The following is a 21,046-nucleotide window of genomic DNA, read 5'->3' as shown; positions in this document are numbered from 1 at the left end:
CTTCTCCTATTTGTCCGCGGCGATCGCCGCTCGTTTCTCGATAAGCTCGCCGATCTCCTCCTCGGTGAGCCCGACCCGGCGCAATTCCTCGACCGTATTCTCACCCAGCAGCGGCGCCCGCCGTCGCACGCCCCCCGGCGTGCGCGTCATTTTTATGGGCACGCCCGCCACGCGAACGGGTGGGTCTCCATTCGGTTGCTCAACCGGCACGATCATCTCACGCACGCCATAATGCGGGTCGTTCGCGATGTCGGCGATATCCATGACCGGCCCATAAGGCAGCAGGCCGCCAAGCCGTTCGGTCAGTTCCGCCTTGGTGAAGCGCTTCGTGAACACACTGAGATCATCGACGAGCGCCCAGCGATGCTCCACGCGAAGCTCTGGCGTGGCATAATCGGGATTGTCCAACAGGGACTGCGCCTCAAGCTTGTGGCACATCGTTTCGAAAAAGGGCTGTTGATGCGACGCCAGTGTGACGTGACCGTCGGCGGCCGGATAGATGCCAAACGGCACAAGGAACGGATGATGATTGCCCTCGGGCCGCGGCACGATGTCCAGTACCGAATGCTGGTAGACTGTACGCTCGCACACCGCCAGCACCGCGTCGACCATCGCAATGTCGACGAACTGCCCCTCACCCGTCTGCCGGGCATTGTGTATGGCCGCCAATATGCCAAAAGCGAACATCGTGCCGGGAATGATATCGCCCACGCCAGGACCGATCTTCGTCGGGGAAACGGGATCGGGTCCGGTAATGGCCATGATACCGCCCATTGCCTGCGCCACGACGTCATAGGCCGGCCATTGCCCATAGGGTGACGCCCCTGTCCTGTCGTCACCAAAGCCGCGTAGCGCCGCATAGACGATTTTTGGATTGACCTCGCGGAGAACCTCATAACCAAGGCCCAGACGCTCCATTACCCCGACGCGGTAATTTTCGACCACCGCATCCGCGTCCGCGACAAGACGCAGAAACGCAGCCTTGCCTTCGGGGCTTTTAAGATCGAGGCAGATCCCTCGCTTGTTGCGATTGACGCTCTGAAAATAGCCGCCCAGCGCCTTTTCGCCTGCCCCCTCGCGGAAAGGCCCCACCGGCCGGGTCATGTCGCCGTCAGGCGACTCGATCTTGATGACCTCCGCCCCATGGTCAGCCAGCATCATCGTGGCATAGGGACCGGCGAGCATCTGAGTCAGGTCGATAATCCTGATGTCCTTGAGCGCACCGAAGCTCATCTTTCCCACTGGCTCCCATTTGGGCGGTGCGACATGGTCGATCCACCGCCATTTCCGACGTCCATTCCGATCCCCGCAGGTGATGCGTGCTGCGCCCCTGCCGGTATAGCGACCATACATTCCGGCCTGCTGTCCTGACCCCTCCAAATTGCGAGGGCCGACATGCGGCAATCAGCCGGATCATCAAAGCCGAAGCTTACCAGAGATGCTCATTGGCGACGACCAGAAGGATGATATGGGCCAGACCGTGCACACGATCGACATGCCCCTCGCCCGTGCGATCCTCACCAAGGCAGACATCGCCAGCATAGAAATATTGGGTGTCTCCACCGCCGCCGCCGACCACAACCTCGGTCGTGCCCGAAAGGAAGATGGCAAGCTGGTTGATGACGCCGGGATGCCAATCCAGCAGGCCATCCTCCCATGACAGGAACCGAAACCCTTCCATCGACTTGCCTGCCGTCCACTCCCCCGGTAGCGCGGCGAACAATTCAGCAAATTCGTTAAACCGGGAACGCTGTTCCTCATCGGTATACATGCGTTTGAAATTGACCGCGCCCGGGCGCGGTACGATCGTGCCGGGACCATGATCCTGGCCCTGATCCTGCGGCCAGTCTGCATTGACGCCGATCTGGATCAGCCGGCACCCCTCTTTTGCTGTAAATGTGGTTCCAGCCACGGCTGCTTCATCGACCAGCAACAGGTCGCCGGACTCAAGCATGGCACTATCGCCCGATATACTGGCCATATGCAGCTGCCCCGATGCGATAACGGTCAGCAAGGCTCCGGGCTGGCTGGCGAAATTCTCAACGGGTCCCGGATCCAAGCGGATGGCGTGGAGCGGCCCGCAGGGCGTCAGTTGATGGGTCGGCGGCGGTGCCTCTCCCCGGGCGCGCTTGCGGTAGATTTCCGGGTCACTGACACCTGTGCGATGGACCGAGGGAAAGGCCAGCGGGCTTATCGAACCTGTCCCTTTTGCCGTTGCGTCAACGCGCATCGCTTTCACTGGCCGCATCCTTCCCAAAAATCGTCCACGCCTTCAAAAGCGCATTGCTTGCCTAACGACCTAAGCAGGTTCGATGCCCCTCACAATATCGGGGGGCATTTTTTTATTTGGGTGATCAAATATACGAACCACTGCGGGCTACCCGCGCAATGCTTCCTGTAAGAATCCGGAGACGCTGATGAATCAGCTCGATCTACCGCCCCTGTTCGAGTCCCTTTGCGGCGAGAACGGCCGTTTCACGATGATGGCGCCCGATGGCTGGCGTCAGGGGCGCACACTCTTTGGGGGCGCCAGCGCAGCCCTCGCCGTGGAGGCCGCCTGCCGCACGCTTGACGGTGCGCCGCCGCTCAAATCGGCACAATTCGCCTTCATCGGCCCGACGATGGGAGAGCTTGATATCACGGTACGGGAAGTCCGTCGCGGCAAGAACTCGATAATCGCAATCGTGGAAATCGCCGCCGACGGCGCACCGGCCCTGGGCGGGTTCCTGTTCTTCGCCGCAGAACGAGAGAGCGCCTTCGCGCACGACCGGCTGTCTCCTCCCGATGTACCGTTGCCTCAAGCCTGTAGCGATCTCAAGCAGTTGGTGAGGATGTCGCGATATTCGGCCAATCTCGACATGCGGTTGGCTGGGGGTGCTGCACCGTTCAGCGATGCCGCAGTGCCGGAAATCCTGGCATGGGTTCGCCGCATTCAGGACGAACCGGCCTCCAGCGCCGCGCGCCTGATCCTGTTGGCCGACAGCCTGCCACCGGCAGCAACAGTGCCGATGCGCGACCCCTGCCCCGGCAGCAGCATGAATTGGTCCGTCGAGTTTATGAGCCAGCAACCGGCAACCGACTGGCACCTCTTTCGATCGACCAGCGACTATAGTCGCGGCGGCTATTCCATCCAGACCATGACCCTGTGGGACGGGGCCGGGAACCCGATGGTCGCGGGACGCCAGCATGTGACCCTCTACGCCTGAAACAAGGGCAACCCAAAGCGAAACTCTGGGTTGCCCGTTTATATTTTGGGCACGATATGGTCCTTCACGAAAGCCATATAGGCTTCTTCAGACACTTCGTGACGCAATCGGACCAGTTCCTTGATATCGTCGGTCACGACATAGCGCAGGCGATCCGTTCCGTCCGTTGCCGCCGCATATATTGCCTGAGCGACATCATCGGCGGTCGCTTTCGCATTGTCCCGCATCACGGCTATGTTCCTGGTCGTTCCTTCCAGGAACGGACCATATGCCTCGGGAGCCAGCGCCGCTTCCATTCGGGCCACGGCGCTACTGTCAAACGGTGTCGTCAGCACGCCACCCGGCTCGATCAGTTTCACGGAAATGCCCAATGCACCCAGTTCATGATAGATGCCCTCGGAATAGCCTTCGAGCGCGAACTTGCTGGAGCAATAGATCGACATGGCCGGCAGGGCGAACATCCCGCCGCCCGAGGAAATATTGATGATCGATCCCGAATTTTTGGCACGAAAATGCGGTAATATGGCCCTGACGACATTCATCACGCCGAACAGATTGGTTTCGAACATCTTCCGGATATCGGCATCGCTGAGGCTTTCGAACACCCCATAAAGGCCGAAGCCTGCATTGTTGAGCACCGCATCGATATCGCCGAACCGTGCAATACCGGCATCGATAGCCGCAGCGATGCTGTCCGGATCGGTCACATCGAGCCGGCACGTCGCGACATTCGCTCCGGCAAGAGTCTCGATCGACGCCGGCGTTCTTGCCGTCGCGACGACATTCCAGCCATTTTTGGCAAATAGCCGGGCGCTCGCATTGCCCATTCCGGTTGAGCAGCCGGTAATCAGGATCGTTTTAGGCACAGGTCCCTCACGTCAATGAAGATGAAAGTCAGCGGTCCACCATGTCCATATAGGCTTCGCCATAACGCGGCCCCGAGACATGTGTCGGATCGAGCGCCTCATCCAGCCTGGCGATGTCATCCGGGTCGAGGTGAAGCAGGGCAGCGTCGATATTGTCCTGAAGATAGGTTTTCCGCTTCGTGCCGGGAATGGGCACGATGTCATCGCCCTTGTGCAGCAACCATGCGATGGCGACCTGCGCGATCCTCGCGCCGCGTTCGACAGCAATCTGCTGGACGATCTGCGCCGCGCGAAGGTTGGCGTCGAAATTTTCTCCCTGGAACCGGGGATCGCTGCGCCGATAATCGCCTTCCGGATATTCCTCGGCCCGCTTCGCTTCGCCTGTCAGGAACCCCCGGCCCAGTGGGCTGAACGGCACCAGACCTATATTGAGTTCGCGCAACAGGGGCATGATTTCAGGCTCAAGATTCCGCTCCCAAAGCGAATATTCGCTTTGCAGCGCCGATACCGGGAATGTCTCATGGGCCCGGCGGATATTGGCGATTCCAGCTTCAGACAGGCCGAAAAACCGAACCTTTCCCTCACGAACCAGATCGCCGACGGTTCCAGCCACATCCTCGATCGCAACGGCAGGATCGATCCGGTGCTGATACAGCAGATCGATGTGATCGGTCTGCAACCGGCGCAGGCTTTCGTCGACGACCTTACGGATATGGTCCGGCCTGCTATTCATGCCGGCATATTTCCCATCGACAATCTGATAGCCGAATTTGGTTGCGATGATCGCCTCATCCCGCCGCCCCTTGAGGGCGCGGCCGAGCAATTCCTCGTTGCTATGGGGACCGTAGATCTCCGCCGTGTCGAACAGGGTCACCCCATGGTCGAGCGCATGATGCAGGGTCGCGATCGACTCCGCTTCGTCGGCATGTCCATAGGAATCGCTCATTCCCATGCACCCCAGCCCGATGGCGGAAACCTGCAACCCCTGGCTTCCAAGCTTACGCAAAGGAACCATTTCCTACTCTCCTACCCAAACGCATCCAACGACCGTTAAGCTACCCGTGGGGCCCTGCCCTCGCTTCAGCGCGCTTGCCGCGCCGCGTCGGCCGCGCGGATCTGCGGCCAGCCACCACGGGTAAAGACACGTTCGATCCATCCGTGACCGACCTGACCGTTCCAGGTCCAGCGCGCCGGACCCTCGCACGCCAGATCGATCTCGCCTTCCTTGGTACCTGGATACATGCCCTGCGGCATCAGCGTCAGGGGAAGCGCCCCCAGCAGTTCGCCGTCGATCCGATGACGCTGCCCCTCGCAGGTGAATTCCACGGTGAAGTCATGCGGCTCTCCGCATGTTCCGGTCAGCAGCGGGCCGGAATAATCGGTGATCGGGAGAAATTCCTCGCCACGCCAGACATAGCCCATGAAATAAAGCGGCCGGCCCGTCACGAACACCTGGACACAGTGGAAGATGCTACCGTCAGGGAAGGTGCCGTTGACCCAGGATTCGCGCCACATATGGCTATTGTGGCGGGGACCGCAGGAATGATCCCGATGACCGACCGCATCGAACTGAATGACCTCCCCGTGAAACTCAACCGTTCCCGCCACGCGGGTGCTCTGTTCGATGTGGAGACCCGAGCCGCTGACCGCCAGATTATTGTCCTGCGCCTCCATCTCCTCCGGCTTGAGGCGCATGCCCTTGCCGAATGTGGGCGTCGTGCCCGTTGCCACGAGATCGAGCTTCAGACGTTCGGTCGGGCCGTCGGTCAACGGCATTTGGCCCAATTCCCCCATCAGCAGCCGGCGTCCGACACCGTCATAACGCAGGCGCCAGCTTTCGCGCGGAACGATGGGAAGAATCTCTGCCTCGCCGGTCCGCATCGGCTGGCCTTCGACGCGCGGCGCGAACGTCCGGCTGACGATGATCTCACCGTTCGGCAGATAGACGGCGACAATGGCTTCCCAGATCTCACGCCCCAAAAGGCCCCAATGGGAATAAGCCGCAATGCCCGATGCCGGATCATAGCAGGTAAACTGTGCACTCTCGCTCCAGAAGGGCGAGTTATCCGGCATCTTGTGGAATTCGTCATCGTGAACCGCGACCTGATGACTGGACAACGACATACTTCCTCCTAAAGTGATGCTTGGCTTGGCGAATGATCGCCCCACAATGATTGCGTCAGCGTTTTCCGGTCAGGACATCCAGCCCACCTGCCGCCGACATCTCGAAACCGATGAGCCTCGCAAGACCCCGGGTAAACGGATTGTTGAGAATGGCCGCTTCGTTCCGACCGTCGTCGCTTGCCTTGCCCATCAAGCTCAGCGCACGCATCGCCTGGATCGAGGCGTGGATGCCCGACATCACCTCAAAGAAATGAACATTGCCGAGCGGGCGGCCGCTCAATTCCTCGTAGCGGCTCAGTAAAGCCTCACGATCGGGAAAGCCCTCAGGCAGATCGAGGCCGAACTGGACAGTATAGACGTGGGTCAGCAAAAGCCAGTGGCCGAGATCCTTTTCCCGACTTGCGAGGCTCGCCCCCTCCCAGTCGATCACCGCGCGAACGCCCAGATCCTCATTGAAGATCATGTTGCCGATCCGGCTGTCGCCCCAGCTCAACACCAATTCTCCATCGAGCGGCATATTGTCACGCGCCCAGGCCAAGCCCGCCTCTATAGCCGGGACACGCAACCCCTCCGCAGCCCAGCGATAGAATTCTTCATAATAGGCCAGTTCGCGTTCGGTGCTCGACCCCTCGCCCGCTTTCAACAGCCAGTCGAGGCCCAACGTCCGCCAGTCCACCTCGTGAACGCCGACAAGTGCGGCAAGGGCATTGTCGCATAGGTTTTGACGTTGCTGTGGGGTCAAGCCCAATATCCAGCCACCGGCCGCAAAGCTCGGATCGTCCGACGGGATATGCCCGTCGACATAATCCATCACAAAAAAGGGCGCGCCGAAAATATGGCTGTCGGTATCGAGCCAGCGAACCCGCGGCACTGGCACGGCCGACACTTCAAGGACGCGCATGACTTCGAACTGACGGCTTACATCATAAGTCGGGAACAACCCCTCACCTGTCGGCTGGACGCGCACCACGAAACGACGATCATGCCGTCCTTCGCGATCGCTCCAGCGCGCATCGAACAACATGGTGACATTGGAAAAGCCATTGGCATCAGGCGTGTTCAACAAAGTGACTTCGACATCTGAAGTGGCATCGAGACGCGCAGCCAGCCATCCGGCCAAGGCTTGCTCCATAGTATCGCACGATGTGGGTGTCATGGTCTGTGACATCTATGTATCTCTTCAAGGTATCGACTGGCAGGGTTGGACCGATATGTTCGTCAGAATTTATAACCCAGGGTCACGCCATAGGTCGCCGGCTTCGCCGTAAAGCGCTGGATGCCGTCGGTATATTGATAGATATTGGTGAGGTAGAATTCATTCATGATGTTCTTGCCCCAGACCATGATACGCACCTTCCCGTCATGGAACTCCAACCCGCCCTGCACATCAATAGTGGTATAGGCCGGCAGTTTGAAGTCGGGTTCATTCCCGATCGAGGAAGTCGCATGCGACCGATGGATGATCTGGCCGCCGAAAAACGCCTTGGTCGTTGCACCGACAGAGAAGGAGTAGTTGAAATTGCCGCTGACGTCCCATTTGGATGCGCGCGGGATCGGGTTACCAGAAAAATCGCCGAGCGCGCCGGTAAGGCTGTAGAGACCGGCCGCCTCGACCAGCTTCGTGTCGAGATAAGTCACAGCGCCGCCAATCGTCAGGCCCGGGATCGGACGCGCATTCACTTCGGCTTCGAAGCCCTTGATCTCGGACTTGGGAATATTGACCAGCGCATCGAGCTTACCGAAGAGCGGATCGAGCAGTTTCGACTTCACCTGCTTGTCACGATAGTCATTGTAGAAGCCCGCAAGATTGACGGAAAGCTTCCGGTCCAGCAGCTGCAACTTCACGCCACCCTCGACATCGAGAACCGATTCCTGCGTAACGGGCGAGAAGGCGAGATCGGCAGACCCGGAAAGCGCGGGGAAGCTGCCGGCCTTATAACCCTTGGCCACGTTGATATAGACGAGGACATTGTTACTGGGCTTCCAGTCGACACCCGTGCGCCAGGACAGGTTGTGTTGGTTCAACTCTCCCTGAAATTCGTGAAGCGTGAAGTTGGAGGCGAAAATGGTGCATGTGCCGGCGGGATAGGTTATCCCCGTAACGGCGTTCGTCAGGATGTTAAAATAGGCAAGGATATTGTTCGGCTCAGGCCCCGTGGTAAAGCCAAGGTTGCAGTTTTTCGTCGAACGGTCCGCCTGGGTATAACGCGCGCTGCCCTTCACCGTAAATTGACCGAATGTATATTCAACCGCGCCGAACACGGCATAATTCTTCATCACCTGATGGTTGGTAAAAGTGTTTCCGGGGAATGGAAGGCCCGCAAAAATATTGGTATAGTTCGACGTGGCGTCATGCTGGGCCGTAGCATCAATTTCATCCGAAACATCATGGCTGTAGTTCGCGCCCAATGTCCAGCGGAACACCGGATTACTATTGTCGGCAAGACGCAACTCGGTCGAGAAGCTGTGGATATAACCGTCATTCTGGATCAGATCGATCCGTTCCCCGACCAGACCGTCGCCTTCCGGCACCTGCCGCTGCCTGTAATCGACATAGGATGTGAGGGAGGTCAGCGTGATGGCGTCCGTCACCTCATAATCGGCGCGCACTGCGGCCTGGAGCAGCCGGTTGTCGGCACTTGGCCTATGGCTGGGCGTCCATTCCGCGAGACGGGCATTGTCGACGGCGTTCGGCACGGGGGGCACGAAGCCGCTGCCAGCAGGAACCGGGAAGTTCGGAATGAATTTCTGGAATTGCGCAGCGGGCGGTTCGCTGCGATCCCGCCAGCCATTGAGGTTGGTCTGGATGCGCAGCCGGTCTGTCGGGCGCCAATCGAGCAGGAAGCGCGCGGCAAAAGCCTCCGGCGCACCGTTGCGGTCATCCGGGCGGCTGATACTCCTCTGCCAGCCGTCGCCACTCGTCGCCCTGACAGCAACGCGCGCGAGCAAAGTGTCCGTGACCGGACCGCTGACATAGGCATCGGCGGTGAAAGTGTTGAAACGGGCATAATCCAGACTGACGCCCGCCGAAAAATCCTGCGTCGGCTTGGCCGCGATATAGTTGATCGCACCGCCCGTCGCATTATTCCCGAACAGCGTGCCCTGCGGCCCCTTCAGTACCTCGACGCGTTCGACATCGAACAGGGCCTGGCTGGTCAACACCGGAAAGGACAGCGGCGTTTCATCGAGATACACGCTGACGCTGGGATAAGCGCCAAGCGTTGTGTCGTAAAAGCCGATACCGCGTAGCGTATAGACCGGCGTGTTGCTGTCGGTCTGCGTGAAGACAAGGCCCGGCACGGCCGTGGCCAGATCCTGGAGCGACGTGATGTTCCGCTGCTGAAGCTGCGCTCCGCCGAGCGCCGTGATCGTCAGGCCCACCTTGCTCAGATTTTCCGCGCGCTTATTGGCCGTCACGATAATCTCGGCCATTTCCTGCGGCGACGCCCCCTTCGCGCTGTCATCCGCAGCTTGTGCGGCAGTGGACGAAACGCTCATTGCCACCAGCGCGACCGTTGCGACCGAAGCAAACTGGCAAGTGCGCTTTTTCATGTGCATAACCCCTCCTTGGGATTCGATCCCGATATCGGGATTATCGGTCTGATGATGATCGCGGGCGGCCCTGCTGGCCGCGCTGTTCGTGAGGACATGCTATCCTTCCGACGGTCACTCGCCCCCATCACTATTGTGAGGGAGGCGAAGTTTCGCAGAGATCCAAAGGAAGCTATCTGTCGTTGTGCTCTGCGGTACGGTGGACAGCCCGCATCAATGCCACGGACATGAGCAGCACCCAAGTGCTGGATGCCATGCCAGGCATGGAATAGCTGAGGAAGCCATTCCAATCCATGGCTTTCGATGTCACGAATATCCCGCCGGCAAATCCGGGCAAGAACAGGATCGCGACAATAATATTGAGATAGGCGACCCATTTCGGGAATATCGGGTTCGGACTCCTGTCCCCAAGAACCACGAAGATGATTCCCAGAAACTGGATGATGGCGGTTGGCGCGGGCAGTTCGAGCGCGAGTACGGCAATATCGTTCATCGCCTGAAGGATTTCAGGCGGCCGATCCGGGCGAAAGGCGGCGGCGGACCAGATGATGCCAGTCAGCGCGAAAGGGAGGTTGCCCATGACACCGCCCATGATCTGCACGAAGACCCAGGGCGTGACGCGCCCTTCGATACGCTGCAACTGGGCGGAAATGGCCGCCGCGAAGAGCATCATGAAAGCTGCGCAGAACAGGAAGAAGGTGCCCGCGATCCGTATCCCGGTCAGATGTTCGCGATAGAAGGCGGCCACCTCCACCGCACTCAGTTCCGAAGACATGGGCAAGGAAAAACCGGCGAAGCCGAGACCCGTCATCGCACAAATGAGCGATAGCGGCCCTGCCCAAATGCATAGCCGCTGATGGAATGGCCCCATGATTTCTTCCCCTGTATATTGTTTTACCTTTCGCCAATATTGCGAAACGCATGCCATGGAGGACCTGTCACTTTTGCGGGCATGTCACATTCGGCACCGGGCAGCTATCCGGGCACGGCCGGAGCCACCGGATCGGCACTTTTCGTCGCTTCAGCCAGGGCGATCGTATATCGGGCTTGGGCAAGGTGCAGAAGTTCGACCATCTTGCCATCAATGCGGATGGCGCCGCTATTCGCATTTCCCGGGTCAGCGAATGCGGCCACGATCTTCCGCGCCCACGCCAGTTCCTGCTCGGTAGGCGAGAAGGCCTGATTGCAGGGGTCGATCTGTCGCGGATGGATCAGGGTCTTGCCATCGAAGCCCATCGACGCCCCCTGATGGCATTCCGCCAGAAAGCCCTCATCATCCTCGAACGCATTGTAGACGCCATCGACCACAGCGATACCATGTGCGCGGGCAGCGGCAACGGCGGTCATGAGGAAGGACAGTATGTTGGCGCGGCCCGACAAGAAGGTGGCGCGCAGTTCCTTGACCAGATCATTCGTGCCCATGATGAAGCAGGTGAGCCGGTCGGTCTGCGCCGTCGCCGCAATCGCCTCGAGCTGAAACAGGCATCGCGCCGTCTCAATCATGGCCCAGACAGGCGTATCGCCATCCAGCCCGCGGGCGCAGGCCGCAATATCGCCGGGCCCATTGACCTTAGGCAGCAAAACCGCATCCGGCCTTGCGGACCGCACAGCCGCCAGATCTTCCTCATACCATGGCGTATCCTGGCCGTTGATCCTGATCACCAGCTCGCGGCGCCCGAACCCTCCGTCACGTACGGCGGTCACGGCCTGCCTGCGCGCCTCAGCCTTCATTTCCGGCGCCACGGCGTCCTCAAGATCAAGGATGACGGCGTCGCACGCCAATGTCCGCGCCTTTTCAATAGCACGCACATTGGCGGCCGGCAGATAGAGCACGCTGCGACGCGGCTTGATGTCGATCACGATCTTTCCCTCAAGTCCAACTTTCCCGATGCCCGCCGTTCCCATTCAACCGGTGACAGACATTTTGCTCCCAAGCGCGTTGACGAGGCGGTTCTGCCACTCCAGCCGCGAGCCCAGAATGAGTGCATCCAGCCGGGCGCGGCGATAAAATAGCTGACAGTTCGACTCCCACGTCACGCCGATGCCGCCATGAATCTGGATATTCTCCTTGGCCGCGACATCCAGCGCGTCGGTCGCGCTGCACCGGGCACCCGCCGCTGCCAGCGATATTTCCGGGGAGCCTGTAGAGCTGGCCCATGCACCGTAGAAACAATGCGACCGCGCCAGTTCTATCCCCACATACATGTCGGTCAATTTGTGCTTTATCGCCTGGAAAGAACCAATCTTCCGGCCGAAGGCCACACGATCCAACGAATATTCCCGGGCCATGGCCAAGGCCGTCTCCGCGGCTCCCAGCTGCTCGAAGGCCAGCAGCACCGCGGCCCGGTCCCGGAGCCTGTCCCAGGCTTCCGGGTCGCGCGAGAGCAGCTCCACCGGCACGTCGTCAAAGCTGATCCGGGCGGCAGGACGCGTGGGATCGAGCGAGGTCAGAGCCTTCCGTTTCACCCCTGCCTGATCGAGATCACACAGGGCGAGCAATGGCCTGCCCGTCTTATCCATGGCCGACACCACGGCGACATGGGCAAGCATGCCGTCCAGAACAGGCAGCTTAACGCCTGTCAGCCGCCCATTCTCCACGACGCATGGCCGGTCGCCACTGCCGGACCGATCATCCCATGCCTGCGCCCATGTCCCAATGGTCGAGCCTTCAGCCAAACCCGGCAGCCACCGCGCCTTCGTCTCGTCGGTCCCGTACATACAGATGGCTTCGGAACAAATCCCGACCGAAGACAAAAAGGGCACGGGGGCGAGCGATCGTCCGATCTCCTCGGCAACGACGCATAATTCCAGCGCGCCAAGGCCCAGCCCGCCATATTCTTCTGGAATAGCGATCGCAGGGACGCCCATTTCCGCCAGCCCTGACCATGTCGCGGCAGAATAGCCTTCCATGCCGCCTTCCAGCAGCTTGCGGGCTTCCCCCAGGCCGTCAGCCTTTTCCAGAAAGCGCCGAACCTGGGTGCGGAACTGCTCCTGTTCGTCGGAAAAATCGAAATTCATAAAGCGCTCCGGGGAAACTGACGGCCTGTCCGTCGGGCTGACTGCGTCAGGCGCAAAGTTCGTTGAAGGGAACGGTCCGATCGACGCGAATATCAGCGGGAAGACCCAAAACCCGTTCAGCCAGGATATTCCGCAGGATCTCGTCGGCGCCGCCAGCCAGGCGGAAGGCCGGGCTCCAATACCAGGCCCGCTCGATCACCGCCCATTCATCGCCCAGATTATCCGCCGACATGATGCCAAGAGCGCCAAGCATATCGAGCGCGTCCATCGCCGAACGCTGCCCCTGATTGGTCACGATCAACTTGCCCATCGACTCTTCCGGTCCCGGCACGCCGCCCTGCGCCACCGTCGTCTGGGTACGGTAGTTCATGAGCTTCACGCCGAAACCGTTGAGCCAGCATTGGGCGATTTTCTCCCGAACCCGCTCGTCTTCAATTGCGGGCCGGCCATTGACAACGGACTGGGTCGCAAGTTGCCAGAGATGCTGCCACTCGACAAAGGCGAGTGATCCGGCGGTCGACCTTTCCTGACCCAGGGTGACGAGCGCGACCTTCCAGCCTTCGTTGACCGGACCGATCCGGCAGGAGTCGGGCACGCGGACATTGTCGAGAAAAATCTGATTGAACTCGGCCTCACCCGACATCTGCTTGATTGGCTGAACCTCGACACCGGCCTGACGCATGTCCACGATGAACATGGTCATGCCCTTATGCTTGGGCACAGTGGGATCGGTCCGCGTCAGAGCAAGGCCGAAATCGGCATAATGGCCGCCGGTCGTCCAGACCTTCTGCCCGGTGAGGAGCCAATCATCGCCATCGCGCACCGCTCTTGTACGCACGGCCGCCAGGTCCGAACCGCAATAGGGTTCCGAAAATAGCTGGCACCATATCTCGTCACCGCGCAGCAATGGGCCGATGAAACGCTCACGCTGTTCATCGGTGCCGCAATGCATGAGCGTCCCGAGACATAAATGCAGCCCGATGGAGAAGAATTCCGAACCGTGGAGCGTGTCGACGTCAAAGTCTTCCTGCTCCTGCATAAAGATCAGATTCTGGATTTCGGTGCCGCCCAGCCCGCCATATTCCTTCGACAGGGTGATGGCGGCGTAGCCCGCCTTGGCCTTGGCAGCGAGAAACTTCCGCGCCCGTTCGACCTTGGCTTCCGGATCGAGCGGCTGTCCTCCTGCGGCCGATTTCGGTTGCGCATGCCGGCTGAGCCAGTCGCGAACCTCAGCACGAAATGCCGCCTCCTCCGGAGTATCGTTGAAGTCCATCCCTAGCTCCCGTTCATGCTATCCGGTCGGCCCGCCGAGGCCCACCCGCCTTTTTTCCCCGCACTTTCGATTTCTATCCCCCGGCCCCGAGTGCGGCACTCTCATTTCGGCGGGGGAATCCCTTCGCTCAGGCGAACAGGTCACGGCCGATGATATGCTTCATCACTTCCACCGTGCCGCCGGCGATCTTCGCCACGCGGGCGTCGACAAAGGCGCGGGCGATCGGAAATTCGAAGACATAGCCATAACCACCGAAGAACTGGAGGCACTCGTCCGCCACACGGCAATGGAGGTTGGATGCAACCAGCTTGACCTTGGCTGCGTCGACGCCGGTCAGCGTACCATCGAAGAAAGCCGCGATACTGCGGTCAACGAAGGTCCGTAGCCCGGCCGCCTCGGCGCTCAATTCCGCAAGCTTGAACTGGGTATTCTGGAACTCGGCCAACGGCTTGTCGAAAATCTTGCGTTCACGCGCATAGGCGATGGTCCATTCGAGGATCGCCTCGATCGCGCTGCAACTGCGGATCGCCTGCACCAGCCGTTCCTGCGCGAGCTTGGTCATCAGCATCGTAAAACCGGCGCCCTCCGCGCCCAGGAGATTTTCGACCGGGGCGCGAACATCCTCGAAAAACAGTTCCGCCGTATCCTGGGCCTGAAGCCCGATTTTCTCCAGCATCCGGCCACGCTTGAAGCCCGGCTGATCGGTCTCGATCACGATCAACGAAACACCCCTGGCACCGGCCGCCGGATCGGTCTTCGTCGCGACGATGATGATGTCGGCGTTGAACCCGTTGGAAATATAGATTTTCTGCCCGTTGATGAGATACTCATCACCCTGACGGACCGCCGTGGTGCGAAGGCTCTTGAGGTCGCTACCCGCCCCCGGTTCAGTCATGGCGATGGCGCCGATGAACTCGCCTGTGACCATCCGGGGCAGATATTTCCGCTTCAGCGCCTCGCTACCGAAACTCAGAAGATAGGAGGCGACCATCTCGGAATGGACCATGAAGCCCGAACCCGGACCAGAAACGCCGGCCCGCGCCAGTTCCTCGATCACGACGACATTATAATACCATTCCGCGCCGATCCCGCCATATTCCTCGGGCACATTGACGCAAAGCAGACCCTGTTCTCCAGCCTTGCGCCATAGCTCCCGCGGCACCACGCCGTCCAATTCCCATTGGCGGTGATGCGGGACCATCTCCGTCTCAATGAAGCGCCGCACATTGTCGCGGAAAATGTCATGTTCATTCGAAAATAAGGTGCGCGGAAGCATTGGCGTTCTCGATTATTGCAGGCCCAGGACCGAAACAGCGGCGACGCCCAGATAGGGAACACCACCAAGATTGTGGGTCAGCCCCATGCTGACGTTGGAAAGCTGCCGCTCCCCGGCCCGGCCCAGAAGCTGGTTGTAGATTTCATAGGCCATGCGCAGGCCCGAGGCCCCGATCGGATGACCAAAGCATTTCAGGCCACCGTCGACTTGGCACGGCACTTTCCCGTCCCGGTCGTAAAAGCCATCGAGAATATCGGAAACAGCCCTGCCGTCTTCCGACAGGAAAAGATCCTCCATCGTGACGAGTTCGGTGATCGAAAAACAGTCGTGCACCTCGATCAGCCCGAGCTGCTCGCGCGGATCGGTGATACCGGCCTCCTTATAGGCCTTGGTGGCGGCATTGCGCGTGTTGCGGACATAGCTGCCATCCCACTGGTCGGTGGTGGATTCACGACCGCTCGACACCGAAAGCTGTATGGCCTTGATCGTGACAAGATCACGCTTGCCTAGCGCGCGGGCGATCTCCGGCGTGGTGACGATCGCCGCAGCCGCGCCGTCACTGACGCCGCAACAGTCGAACAGGCCGAGCGGTTCGGCGATCATGGGCGCGTTCAGGATCGTTTCCAGCGGGACGGCCTTGCGCAGGTGCGCCTTCGGCGACAGCACGCCGTTCTGATGGCTTTTCCAGGAAACATGGCCGATCGCCCGCTTCAGATCCTCCTTCGGGATGTTGTGGCGCGTGCGATAGCCAGCCGCGAGCTGGGCAAAACCGGCAGGCGCCGACCCCATCGGCAACCACAGGTCGTTGAACGTGCCCTTGGTCTGCACCGGCAGGCCACCATAGCCCGTATCCTTCAGCTTTTCCGAGCCGATGGCGAGCGCGATGTCCACCGCGCCCGATGCGACGGCATAGGCCGCACCGCGAAGGGCCTCCGTACCGGTCGCGCACATATTCTCCATGCGGCTGACGGGAATACCGTCCAGACGCAGCGCGGTTGCGGCCGGAATCGCCGAGTTGCCAACATTGATCCGGTCGAAGCACGATCCGGTCCACGCCGCGTCGATCTGCCCCCGTTCGATACCGGCGTCCTGCAACGCCTCGTCAAACGCCTCAGCGAGAAGCGCCTCGGTCCCGACATCCCAGCGCTCGCCGAACCGCGAACAGCCCATGCCGATGATCGCGACCTTGTCCTTAATGCCACTAGCCATTGAATGCTCCTTTGGGAACCGAGCCAGCCTCAGGCGACTGGCGCCGCTTTCCAGAAATATCGATAATATCCGCGGGTTTCGTCGCGCTCCTTGATCCGGAAGCGCATTTCGAGTGCCGTACCGACGTCGAACGCATCGGGATTGACGTCGACAAACTCCATGAGCAGCCGCGCGCCGACATCGAACTGGGCAAAGCCCATGTACATTGGCGGCGACGGATGGAAGGTCAGCCCATCGGCAGTGAAGGTGAGTACATGGGCCTTCTCTTCGGCAAGGCACAGCGGCTCCAGCGCGGTTGAGGGCGCCTGACATTCCACACAATAGGCAAGCTGCGGAAACTGCACCTGCCCACAGGACGAACATTGGCCTGCCACAAAGCCATTGACCTGATCAGAAGAGCGATACTGTTCCGTCAGCGCTGTCTTGGTATCGCGCTCGGCACGCATCCCCTGATCGGGATGAATTTCGTCATAGAAGGCCGCCATCTGGGCGTAGCTCTGCGTGGTGTGACCTGCCGCGACCAGATCGGCAAGCGGCCGCGCCGGACGGCCGGACGCTACCGCATCGGTCGTCCGCAGCACCACGACATCGGCGCCCTGCCCGAAGCCAGCGACCACGATCAGCTGACCGGGCTGGGCCTTGTCGAGAATATCGGACAGCATCAAAAGGCTGTGCGCCGCCCCGGTGAAGCCGACGTCCAACTCCAGCGCTCCCGCCACCGCGGTCGGTGCGATACCCGCCGCCTTGGCCACCGCATCGGCGATACCCCGCGAAGGTGCCGGGAAGACGAAGCTGGTCACATCATCAGGCGCAACGCCCGCATCGGCCAGAGCTTCCCTGATCGCCTCGGCCCCGATCTTCAGATAACCCTCTTCGCGGATCCAGCGCTCTTCCCAGAAATAGTCATGCGCGAAGCCCGAGGCCCGGAAATGGTCGACCAACAGGGTTGTCACCGAAGCCGAACCGATCAGCGCGGCCGCGACATTCTCGCTGCCTAGCAGGAACGCCGCCGCACCCGCGCCATACTGCATTTCCTGCACGCTGGCCGGTTTGGCGCGTAACCGCTCGGATGCCAACACCAGCGTCGGCTTGCCACCGGCGCGCAGAGCGTTGCTGAGTACCGCCATTCCTGCACGATGCGATCCGCCGACGTCCATGGAATTGACTTTGCGGCCCAGTCGCAGTGCGACAGCAACGATAGCGCTCGACTGAAGATCGGCGGTCGGCGCGGTCGTCGAAGCCAGCTGGATATTGCCCACTACCGAACGGTCACGCGGCCCTAAGCAGTTGCGCGCGGCCTCGACGCTCATGGTCACCACATCTTCATCCCAGTTGCAAAAGGCGCGACGGCCCTTTGCCTGCCCCTTCAGCGATGGAGCCATCCAGGCATGCGTCGCCGCGATCACGCTGCGGTCGAGCCGGTTCCGGGGGACATAGCCCCCCCATGCGACAATCCCAAAAGTCATCCTAGCTTCATCCTTGTGCCGGATAGTTCACCCATTCGCCGTCAACGGCCGTTCGGGCGGCCTCAGTTAATCCTGAAAAGTCCACGATCGAGGACGACGACATCCCGTTCCGGCACGCGGGCCCGGAACCGCCACACATCGCCATCCTCGAACATTTCGATGCGGACGGTGTCGCCGGGGAATACAGGCCGGCTGAAGCGTGTGAAGATTTCCTTCAGGCGCGACGGATCGTCGCCGCACAGTTCCTGAACCGCCGCCAGGCACGCGATCCCGAAGGTCGACAGGCCGTGCAGGATGGGCCTTTCGAACCCGGCATTGCGGGCGACTTCCGGGTCGGCGTGTACCGGGTTGTAATCACTGCTCAGGCGGTAGATCAGCGCCAGTTGCGGAATGGTCGGCACGTCTACGACCTTGTCGGGCGTGCGATCCGGCACCGCCTGGGCGGGTGCGGGCGGCTCACCCCAGCTGCCGCAGCCACCATTTCCGCGCAGGAAATAGGTGGAACGGACCCGGCAGATCAGGCCACCATCCCCCCTGTCCCGAATCCGCTTTTCGAAGAACACCGTCGCGCCCTTCTCCGGCCCCTTGTCGTCAACCGCCAGCACTTCATATTCGCCGATCACTTCCGCTTCAGGCTTGAGCGGGCGTTCGAAGATGATCCCCTGCTCCCCATGGAGTACCTTCAGATAATTGACGCCCAGAACGGGATCGGTAAGCCACGGCCCCGGAAAGGCGATCACCGAAGCCTGTGCCGGAATGGCCTTGAGGCTCTTTTCGTACACGAAAGGAAGCTGCCGCAGGTTCATCGGGTCGGCGCCCGCGCCGACGCCAAGCGCATAGAGCATCGTATCCTTGGCCGTGTAACTGGCATTCAGGGCCGGGAAGTCACGCTTGATCAAAGCCTCAAGATTCATTCCATAGTTCCTGTCCTGGTTTCCGGCGTGGCTCGCCCGCCTTGCCGTGAGCGTCGACCATGCAACGCCGGGATCGGCGCATCCCTTGCGGATGGCGCCAGCCCTTCCCGCGGCGTCGAACCGCGATGGCGTTGTGACTGAACGACGATCGAATTGCGTCTGACAGGTCAGTTACTGGCAGTCGGGGTGGCCTATCTGCACCCTCAAAAGCGATGGGGGGCGCATCGGGAAAACCAGTCCAGATTGGGGCAACGAAATGGGCGCCCCCAATAGGCGCCCCCGATTTCTGCCTAGATGAAACACAGAGGAACGGCATAGATGACTGGTAAGATTCTGGAGGGCAAGGTCGTCCTGGTTACGGGCGCAGGCAACGGTATCGGCGCGGAAATCGCCAAGCTTGCGGCCAGGCAAGGCGCCAGGGTGGTCGTCAACGACCTGGGCGCTTCGCAGTTCGGCGAAGGCGACGATACCCGCCCGGCGCAGCGGGTCGTGGACGAGATCAAGGCAGCCGGTGGCGAGGCGGTGCCCAGCTTTCACAGCATCGCGTCCTGGAACAGCGCCCATGCGATCATCGACGATGCCTTGAACGCCTTCGGCCGTCTGGACGGCGTGGTGAACAATGCCGGTATCCTACGTGACGTCATCTTCCACAAGATGACCGAAGACGATTGGCAGAGCGTCATCGACGTGACCCTGTCGGGCTATTTCTATGTGTCGCGCGCGGCGGCGAACCATTTCAAGAATCAGGAAGGTGGCGCTTTCGTTCACATGACCTCGACCTCGGGGCTGATCGGCAACCGCGCCCAGGTCAATTACGGCGCGGCCAAGATGGGCGTCGCCGGCCTGTCCAAGTGCATCGCGCTGGACATGGAGCGCTTCAAGGTGCGTTCGAACTGCATCGCGCCCTTCGCCTACACCCGCATGACCGCGACCATTCCCGAGGATACCGAAGTCAACAAAGCGCGCGTCGCCGTCCTCAAGCGCATGACGGCCGACAAGATCGCGCCGCTGACCGTGGCGCTGCTGTCCGATCAGGCAGCCGATGTCACCGGCCAAGTCTTTGCGGCGCGCAACAACGAACTCGTGCTGTTCACCCAGCATCGTCCGCTGCGCACGACGCAAACCTCGGACGGCTGGACGCCGGAGAGCTGCCTGGAAACTGCGCTGCCCGCGCTGCGCCCGTCCATGTATCCGCTGGACATCTCCTCGCAGGTCTTCACCTGGGACCCGTTCTGATGGAAGATCCGGTCCTTTCGCGGAAGACAGGCCATGTGGGGTGGTTGACCTTCAATCGCCCCGCCCAGCGCAATGCCATGAGCAACGAGATGCTGGACCTGTTCTTCAGCAAGCTCAAGGCCATGGATGCCGATCCGGAAATACGCTGCATCGTGGCCAATGGAGCCGGGGGTAATTTCATCGCTGGCGGCGATGTCAGGGCGTGGGATCGGTTGAAGACCATGTCGCCCGAGGAAAGAGGTGCAGATTTCTGGGAAAGGCTGGGGCCTGTCCTGCCGCTCATCGAGTTCATCGACGGGATGGACACGCCGTTCATCGTCGCCCCGCAGGGTTACAGCGTGGGTGCCGGGCTGAGCTTCGTGCTCGCCGCCGATTTCGTGATCGCTGACGACACGGCAAAGTTCATATTCGGCAATATCCGCATGAGCCTCGTCCCCGACATGGGCATCACCTATTTCCTCCCGCGGCTGACAGGTCAGCGGCGCGCCATGGAACTCGCCCTGTTCGGTAGCCAGATCGACGCGGCGCAGGCCAAGGCTGACGGGATCGTCGACGAGGTGGTGCCCCCCGACGCGCTGGAGGCGACGATCATGGACCTTGGCGCCAGGATCGCCGCCGCACCGGCAAGAGCCGTGGCCGAAACGCGCAAGCTGCTGCGTGCCAGCCGCAACCGTGCGCTGGCCGATCAGCTGCGCGCCGAAACGGACGGCATTGCGCTCTGTGCGGGCGAGGATGACTTCATCGAAGCGATCACGGCGTTCGCGGAACGGCGCCCGGCGGTCTTTGGAGTACGCAAGCCGGCGTGACGCAAAGCGGCGGCCCATGTCGCCGCTCGCACCGCGTCTCGTCAGTTGCCGCCGTGCACGGTCTTACCCATAACGGCAACTGACGAGACGCGGCCGCCGG

18 protein-coding genes are annotated in these 21,046 nt (G+C 60.9%); 3 read left to right on the top strand and 15 right to left on the bottom strand.

From position 1 onward, the window contains the following. Positions 1 to 6 precede the first annotated feature (6 nt). Positions 7 to 1,353, bottom strand: a complete 1,347-nt coding sequence (locus HUK73_RS22250) for a CaiB/BaiF CoA-transferase family protein (protein WP_218036685.1) — start codon at positions 1,351 to 1,353, stop codon at positions 7 to 9. Positions 1,354 to 1,429: 76 nt separating this feature from the next. Further along, positions 1,430 to 2,239 (bottom strand): hypothetical protein, encoded by an 810-nt coding sequence (locus tag HUK73_RS22245; protein ID WP_176593987.1) that lies wholly within the window; start codon positions 2,237 to 2,239, stop codon positions 1,430 to 1,432. A gap of 178 nt (positions 2,240 to 2,417) precedes the next feature. Here HUK73_RS22245 and HUK73_RS22240 point away from each other — a divergent pair, with 178 nt between their 5' ends. After that, positions 2,418 to 3,206, top strand: coding sequence for a thioesterase family protein (locus HUK73_RS22240; protein ID WP_176593986.1), 789 nt, complete (start codon positions 2,418 to 2,420; stop codon positions 3,204 to 3,206). A 38-nt stretch (positions 3,207 to 3,244) separates the two neighbouring features. On the opposite strand, the gene HUK73_RS22235 is transcribed toward HUK73_RS22240, so the two are convergent. The 13 genes from HUK73_RS22235 to HUK73_RS22175 form a co-directional block, all read right to left on the bottom strand. Next, on the bottom strand, positions 3,245 to 4,072 hold the full coding sequence (locus HUK73_RS22235) for an SDR family oxidoreductase (protein WP_176593985.1): 828 nt from the start codon (positions 4,070 to 4,072) through the stop codon (positions 3,245 to 3,247). 28 nt (positions 4,073 to 4,100) lie between these two features. Further along, positions 4,101 to 5,087: an aldo/keto reductase gene (locus tag HUK73_RS22230; RefSeq protein ID WP_176593984.1), complete on the bottom strand. Its 987-nt coding sequence runs from the start codon at positions 5,085 to 5,087 to the stop codon at positions 4,101 to 4,103. Between the two features lie 65 nt (positions 5,088 to 5,152). After that, entirely contained in the window at positions 5,153 to 6,196 is a 1,044-nt protein-coding gene (locus HUK73_RS22225; RefSeq protein ID WP_176593983.1) for a hypothetical protein, read from the bottom strand. A 55-nt stretch (positions 6,197 to 6,251) separates the two neighbouring features. Continuing rightward, complete coding sequence (locus tag HUK73_RS22220; RefSeq protein WP_176593982.1) at positions 6,252 to 7,364, bottom strand: phosphotransferase family protein; 1,113 nt, start codon at positions 7,362 to 7,364, stop codon at positions 6,252 to 6,254. Between the two features lie 50 nt (positions 7,365 to 7,414). Beyond that, entirely contained in the window at positions 7,415 to 9,748 is a 2,334-nt protein-coding gene (locus tag HUK73_RS22215) for a TonB-dependent receptor (protein ID WP_176593981.1), read from the bottom strand. A gap of 172 nt (positions 9,749 to 9,920) precedes the next feature. Next, positions 9,921 to 10,559 (bottom strand): hypothetical protein, encoded by a 639-nt coding sequence (locus HUK73_RS22210; protein ID WP_176593980.1) that lies wholly within the window; start codon positions 10,557 to 10,559, stop codon positions 9,921 to 9,923. Between the two features lie 164 nt (positions 10,560 to 10,723). Continuing rightward, positions 10,724 to 11,608 (bottom strand): CoA ester lyase, encoded by an 885-nt coding sequence (locus HUK73_RS22205; RefSeq protein ID WP_369805595.1) that lies wholly within the window; start codon positions 11,606 to 11,608, stop codon positions 10,724 to 10,726. Between the two features lie 45 nt (positions 11,609 to 11,653). Next, positions 11,654 to 12,766 carry an acyl-CoA dehydrogenase family protein gene (locus HUK73_RS22200; RefSeq protein ID WP_176593978.1) on the bottom strand — a complete coding sequence of 371 codons (1,113 nt, stop codon included), beginning with the start codon at positions 12,764 to 12,766 and terminating at the stop codon, positions 11,654 to 11,656. Between the two features lie 46 nt (positions 12,767 to 12,812). After that, positions 12,813 to 14,039, bottom strand: coding sequence for an acyl-CoA dehydrogenase family protein (locus tag HUK73_RS22195; protein WP_176593977.1), 1,227 nt, complete (start codon positions 14,037 to 14,039; stop codon positions 12,813 to 12,815). Positions 14,040 to 14,166: 127 nt separating this feature from the next. Next, positions 14,167 to 15,315, bottom strand: a complete 1,149-nt coding sequence (locus HUK73_RS22190; protein WP_176593976.1) for an acyl-CoA dehydrogenase family protein — start codon at positions 15,313 to 15,315, stop codon at positions 14,167 to 14,169. Positions 15,316 to 15,327: 12 nt separating this feature from the next. Further along, positions 15,328 to 16,524, bottom strand: coding sequence for an acetyl-CoA acetyltransferase (locus HUK73_RS22185; RefSeq protein ID WP_176593975.1), 1,197 nt, complete (start codon positions 16,522 to 16,524; stop codon positions 15,328 to 15,330). Positions 16,525 to 16,553: 29 nt separating this feature from the next. Further along, entirely contained in the window at positions 16,554 to 17,990 is a 1,437-nt protein-coding gene (locus tag HUK73_RS22180) for a 3-oxoacyl-[acyl-carrier-protein] synthase III C-terminal domain-containing protein (protein ID WP_176593974.1), read from the bottom strand. A gap of 62 nt (positions 17,991 to 18,052) precedes the next feature. Beyond that, the gene (locus tag HUK73_RS22175) at positions 18,053 to 18,904 is read right to left on the bottom strand and encodes a MaoC/PaaZ C-terminal domain-containing protein (RefSeq protein WP_176593973.1); all 852 of its coding nucleotides are present in this window, start codon (positions 18,902 to 18,904) and stop codon (positions 18,053 to 18,055) included. A gap of 318 nt (positions 18,905 to 19,222) precedes the next feature. On the opposite strand from HUK73_RS22175, the gene HUK73_RS22170 reads away from it, so the two are divergent. Together HUK73_RS22170 and HUK73_RS22165 are read left to right on the top strand one after the other, a co-directional pair. After that, entirely contained in the window at positions 19,223 to 20,140 is a 918-nt protein-coding gene (locus tag HUK73_RS22170; RefSeq protein WP_176593972.1) for an SDR family NAD(P)-dependent oxidoreductase, read from the top strand. After that, positions 20,140 to 20,946, top strand: coding sequence for an enoyl-CoA hydratase/isomerase family protein (locus HUK73_RS22165; RefSeq protein ID WP_176593971.1), 807 nt, complete (start codon positions 20,140 to 20,142; stop codon positions 20,944 to 20,946). The genes HUK73_RS22170 and HUK73_RS22165 overlap by 1 nt, the downstream gene beginning before the upstream one ends. Positions 20,947 to 21,046 lie beyond the last annotated feature (100 nt).

Source organism: Sphingobium sp. EM0848 (assembly GCF_013375555.1).
In the GTDB taxonomy this organism is placed as follows: domain Bacteria; phylum Pseudomonadota; class Alphaproteobacteria; order Sphingomonadales; family Sphingomonadaceae; genus Sphingobium.
This window is presented reverse-complemented; position numbering and strand designations above follow the sequence as displayed.

What these genes read in the sequence shown, in the direction of transcription:
- HUK73_RS22240 (WP_176593986.1), top strand. Translation starts at nt 2,418, where the DNA reads ATGAATCAGCTCGATCTACCGCCCCTGTTCGAGTCCCTTTGCGGCGAG.
- HUK73_RS22175 (WP_176593973.1), bottom strand. Translation starts at nt 18,904, where the DNA reads ATGAATCTTGAGGCTTTGATCAAGCGTGACTTCCCGGCCCTGAATGCC.
- HUK73_RS22185 (WP_176593975.1), bottom strand. Translation starts at nt 16,524, where the DNA reads ATGGCTAGTGGCATTAAGGACAAGGTCGCGATCATCGGCATGGGCTGT.
- HUK73_RS22230 (WP_176593984.1), bottom strand. Translation starts at nt 5,087, where the DNA reads ATGGTTCCTTTGCGTAAGCTTGGAAGCCAGGGGTTGCAGGTTTCCGCC.
- HUK73_RS22165 (WP_176593971.1), top strand. Translation starts at nt 20,140, where the DNA reads ATGGAAGATCCGGTCCTTTCGCGGAAGACAGGCCATGTGGGGTGGTTG.
- HUK73_RS22210 (WP_176593980.1), bottom strand. Translation starts at nt 10,559, where the DNA reads ATGACGGGTCTCGGCTTCGCCGGTTTTTCCTTGCCCATGTCTTCGGAA.
- HUK73_RS22215 (WP_176593981.1), bottom strand. Translation starts at nt 9,748, where the DNA reads ATGAAAAAGCGCACTTGCCAGTTTGCTTCGGTCGCAACGGTCGCGCTG.
- HUK73_RS22195 (WP_176593977.1), bottom strand. Translation starts at nt 14,039, where the DNA reads ATGGACTTCAACGATACTCCGGAGGAGGCGGCATTTCGTGCTGAGGTT.
- HUK73_RS22200 (WP_176593978.1), bottom strand. Translation starts at nt 12,766, where the DNA reads ATGAATTTCGATTTTTCCGACGAACAGGAGCAGTTCCGCACCCAGGTT.
- HUK73_RS22220 (WP_176593982.1), bottom strand. Translation starts at nt 7,364, where the DNA reads ATGTCACAGACCATGACACCCACATCGTGCGATACTATGGAGCAAGCC.
- HUK73_RS22170 (WP_176593972.1), top strand. Translation starts at nt 19,223, where the DNA reads ATGACTGGTAAGATTCTGGAGGGCAAGGTCGTCCTGGTTACGGGCGCA.
- HUK73_RS22180 (WP_176593974.1), bottom strand. Translation starts at nt 17,990, where the DNA reads ATGACTTTTGGGATTGTCGCATGGGGGGGCTATGTCCCCCGGAACCGG.
- HUK73_RS22225 (WP_176593983.1), bottom strand. Translation starts at nt 6,196, where the DNA reads ATGTCGTTGTCCAGTCATCAGGTCGCGGTTCACGATGACGAATTCCAC.
- HUK73_RS22190 (WP_176593976.1), bottom strand. Translation starts at nt 15,315, where the DNA reads ATGCTTCCGCGCACCTTATTTTCGAATGAACATGACATTTTCCGCGAC.
- HUK73_RS22250 (WP_218036685.1), bottom strand. Translation starts at nt 1,353, where the DNA reads ATGTATGGTCGCTATACCGGCAGGGGCGCAGCACGCATCACCTGCGGG.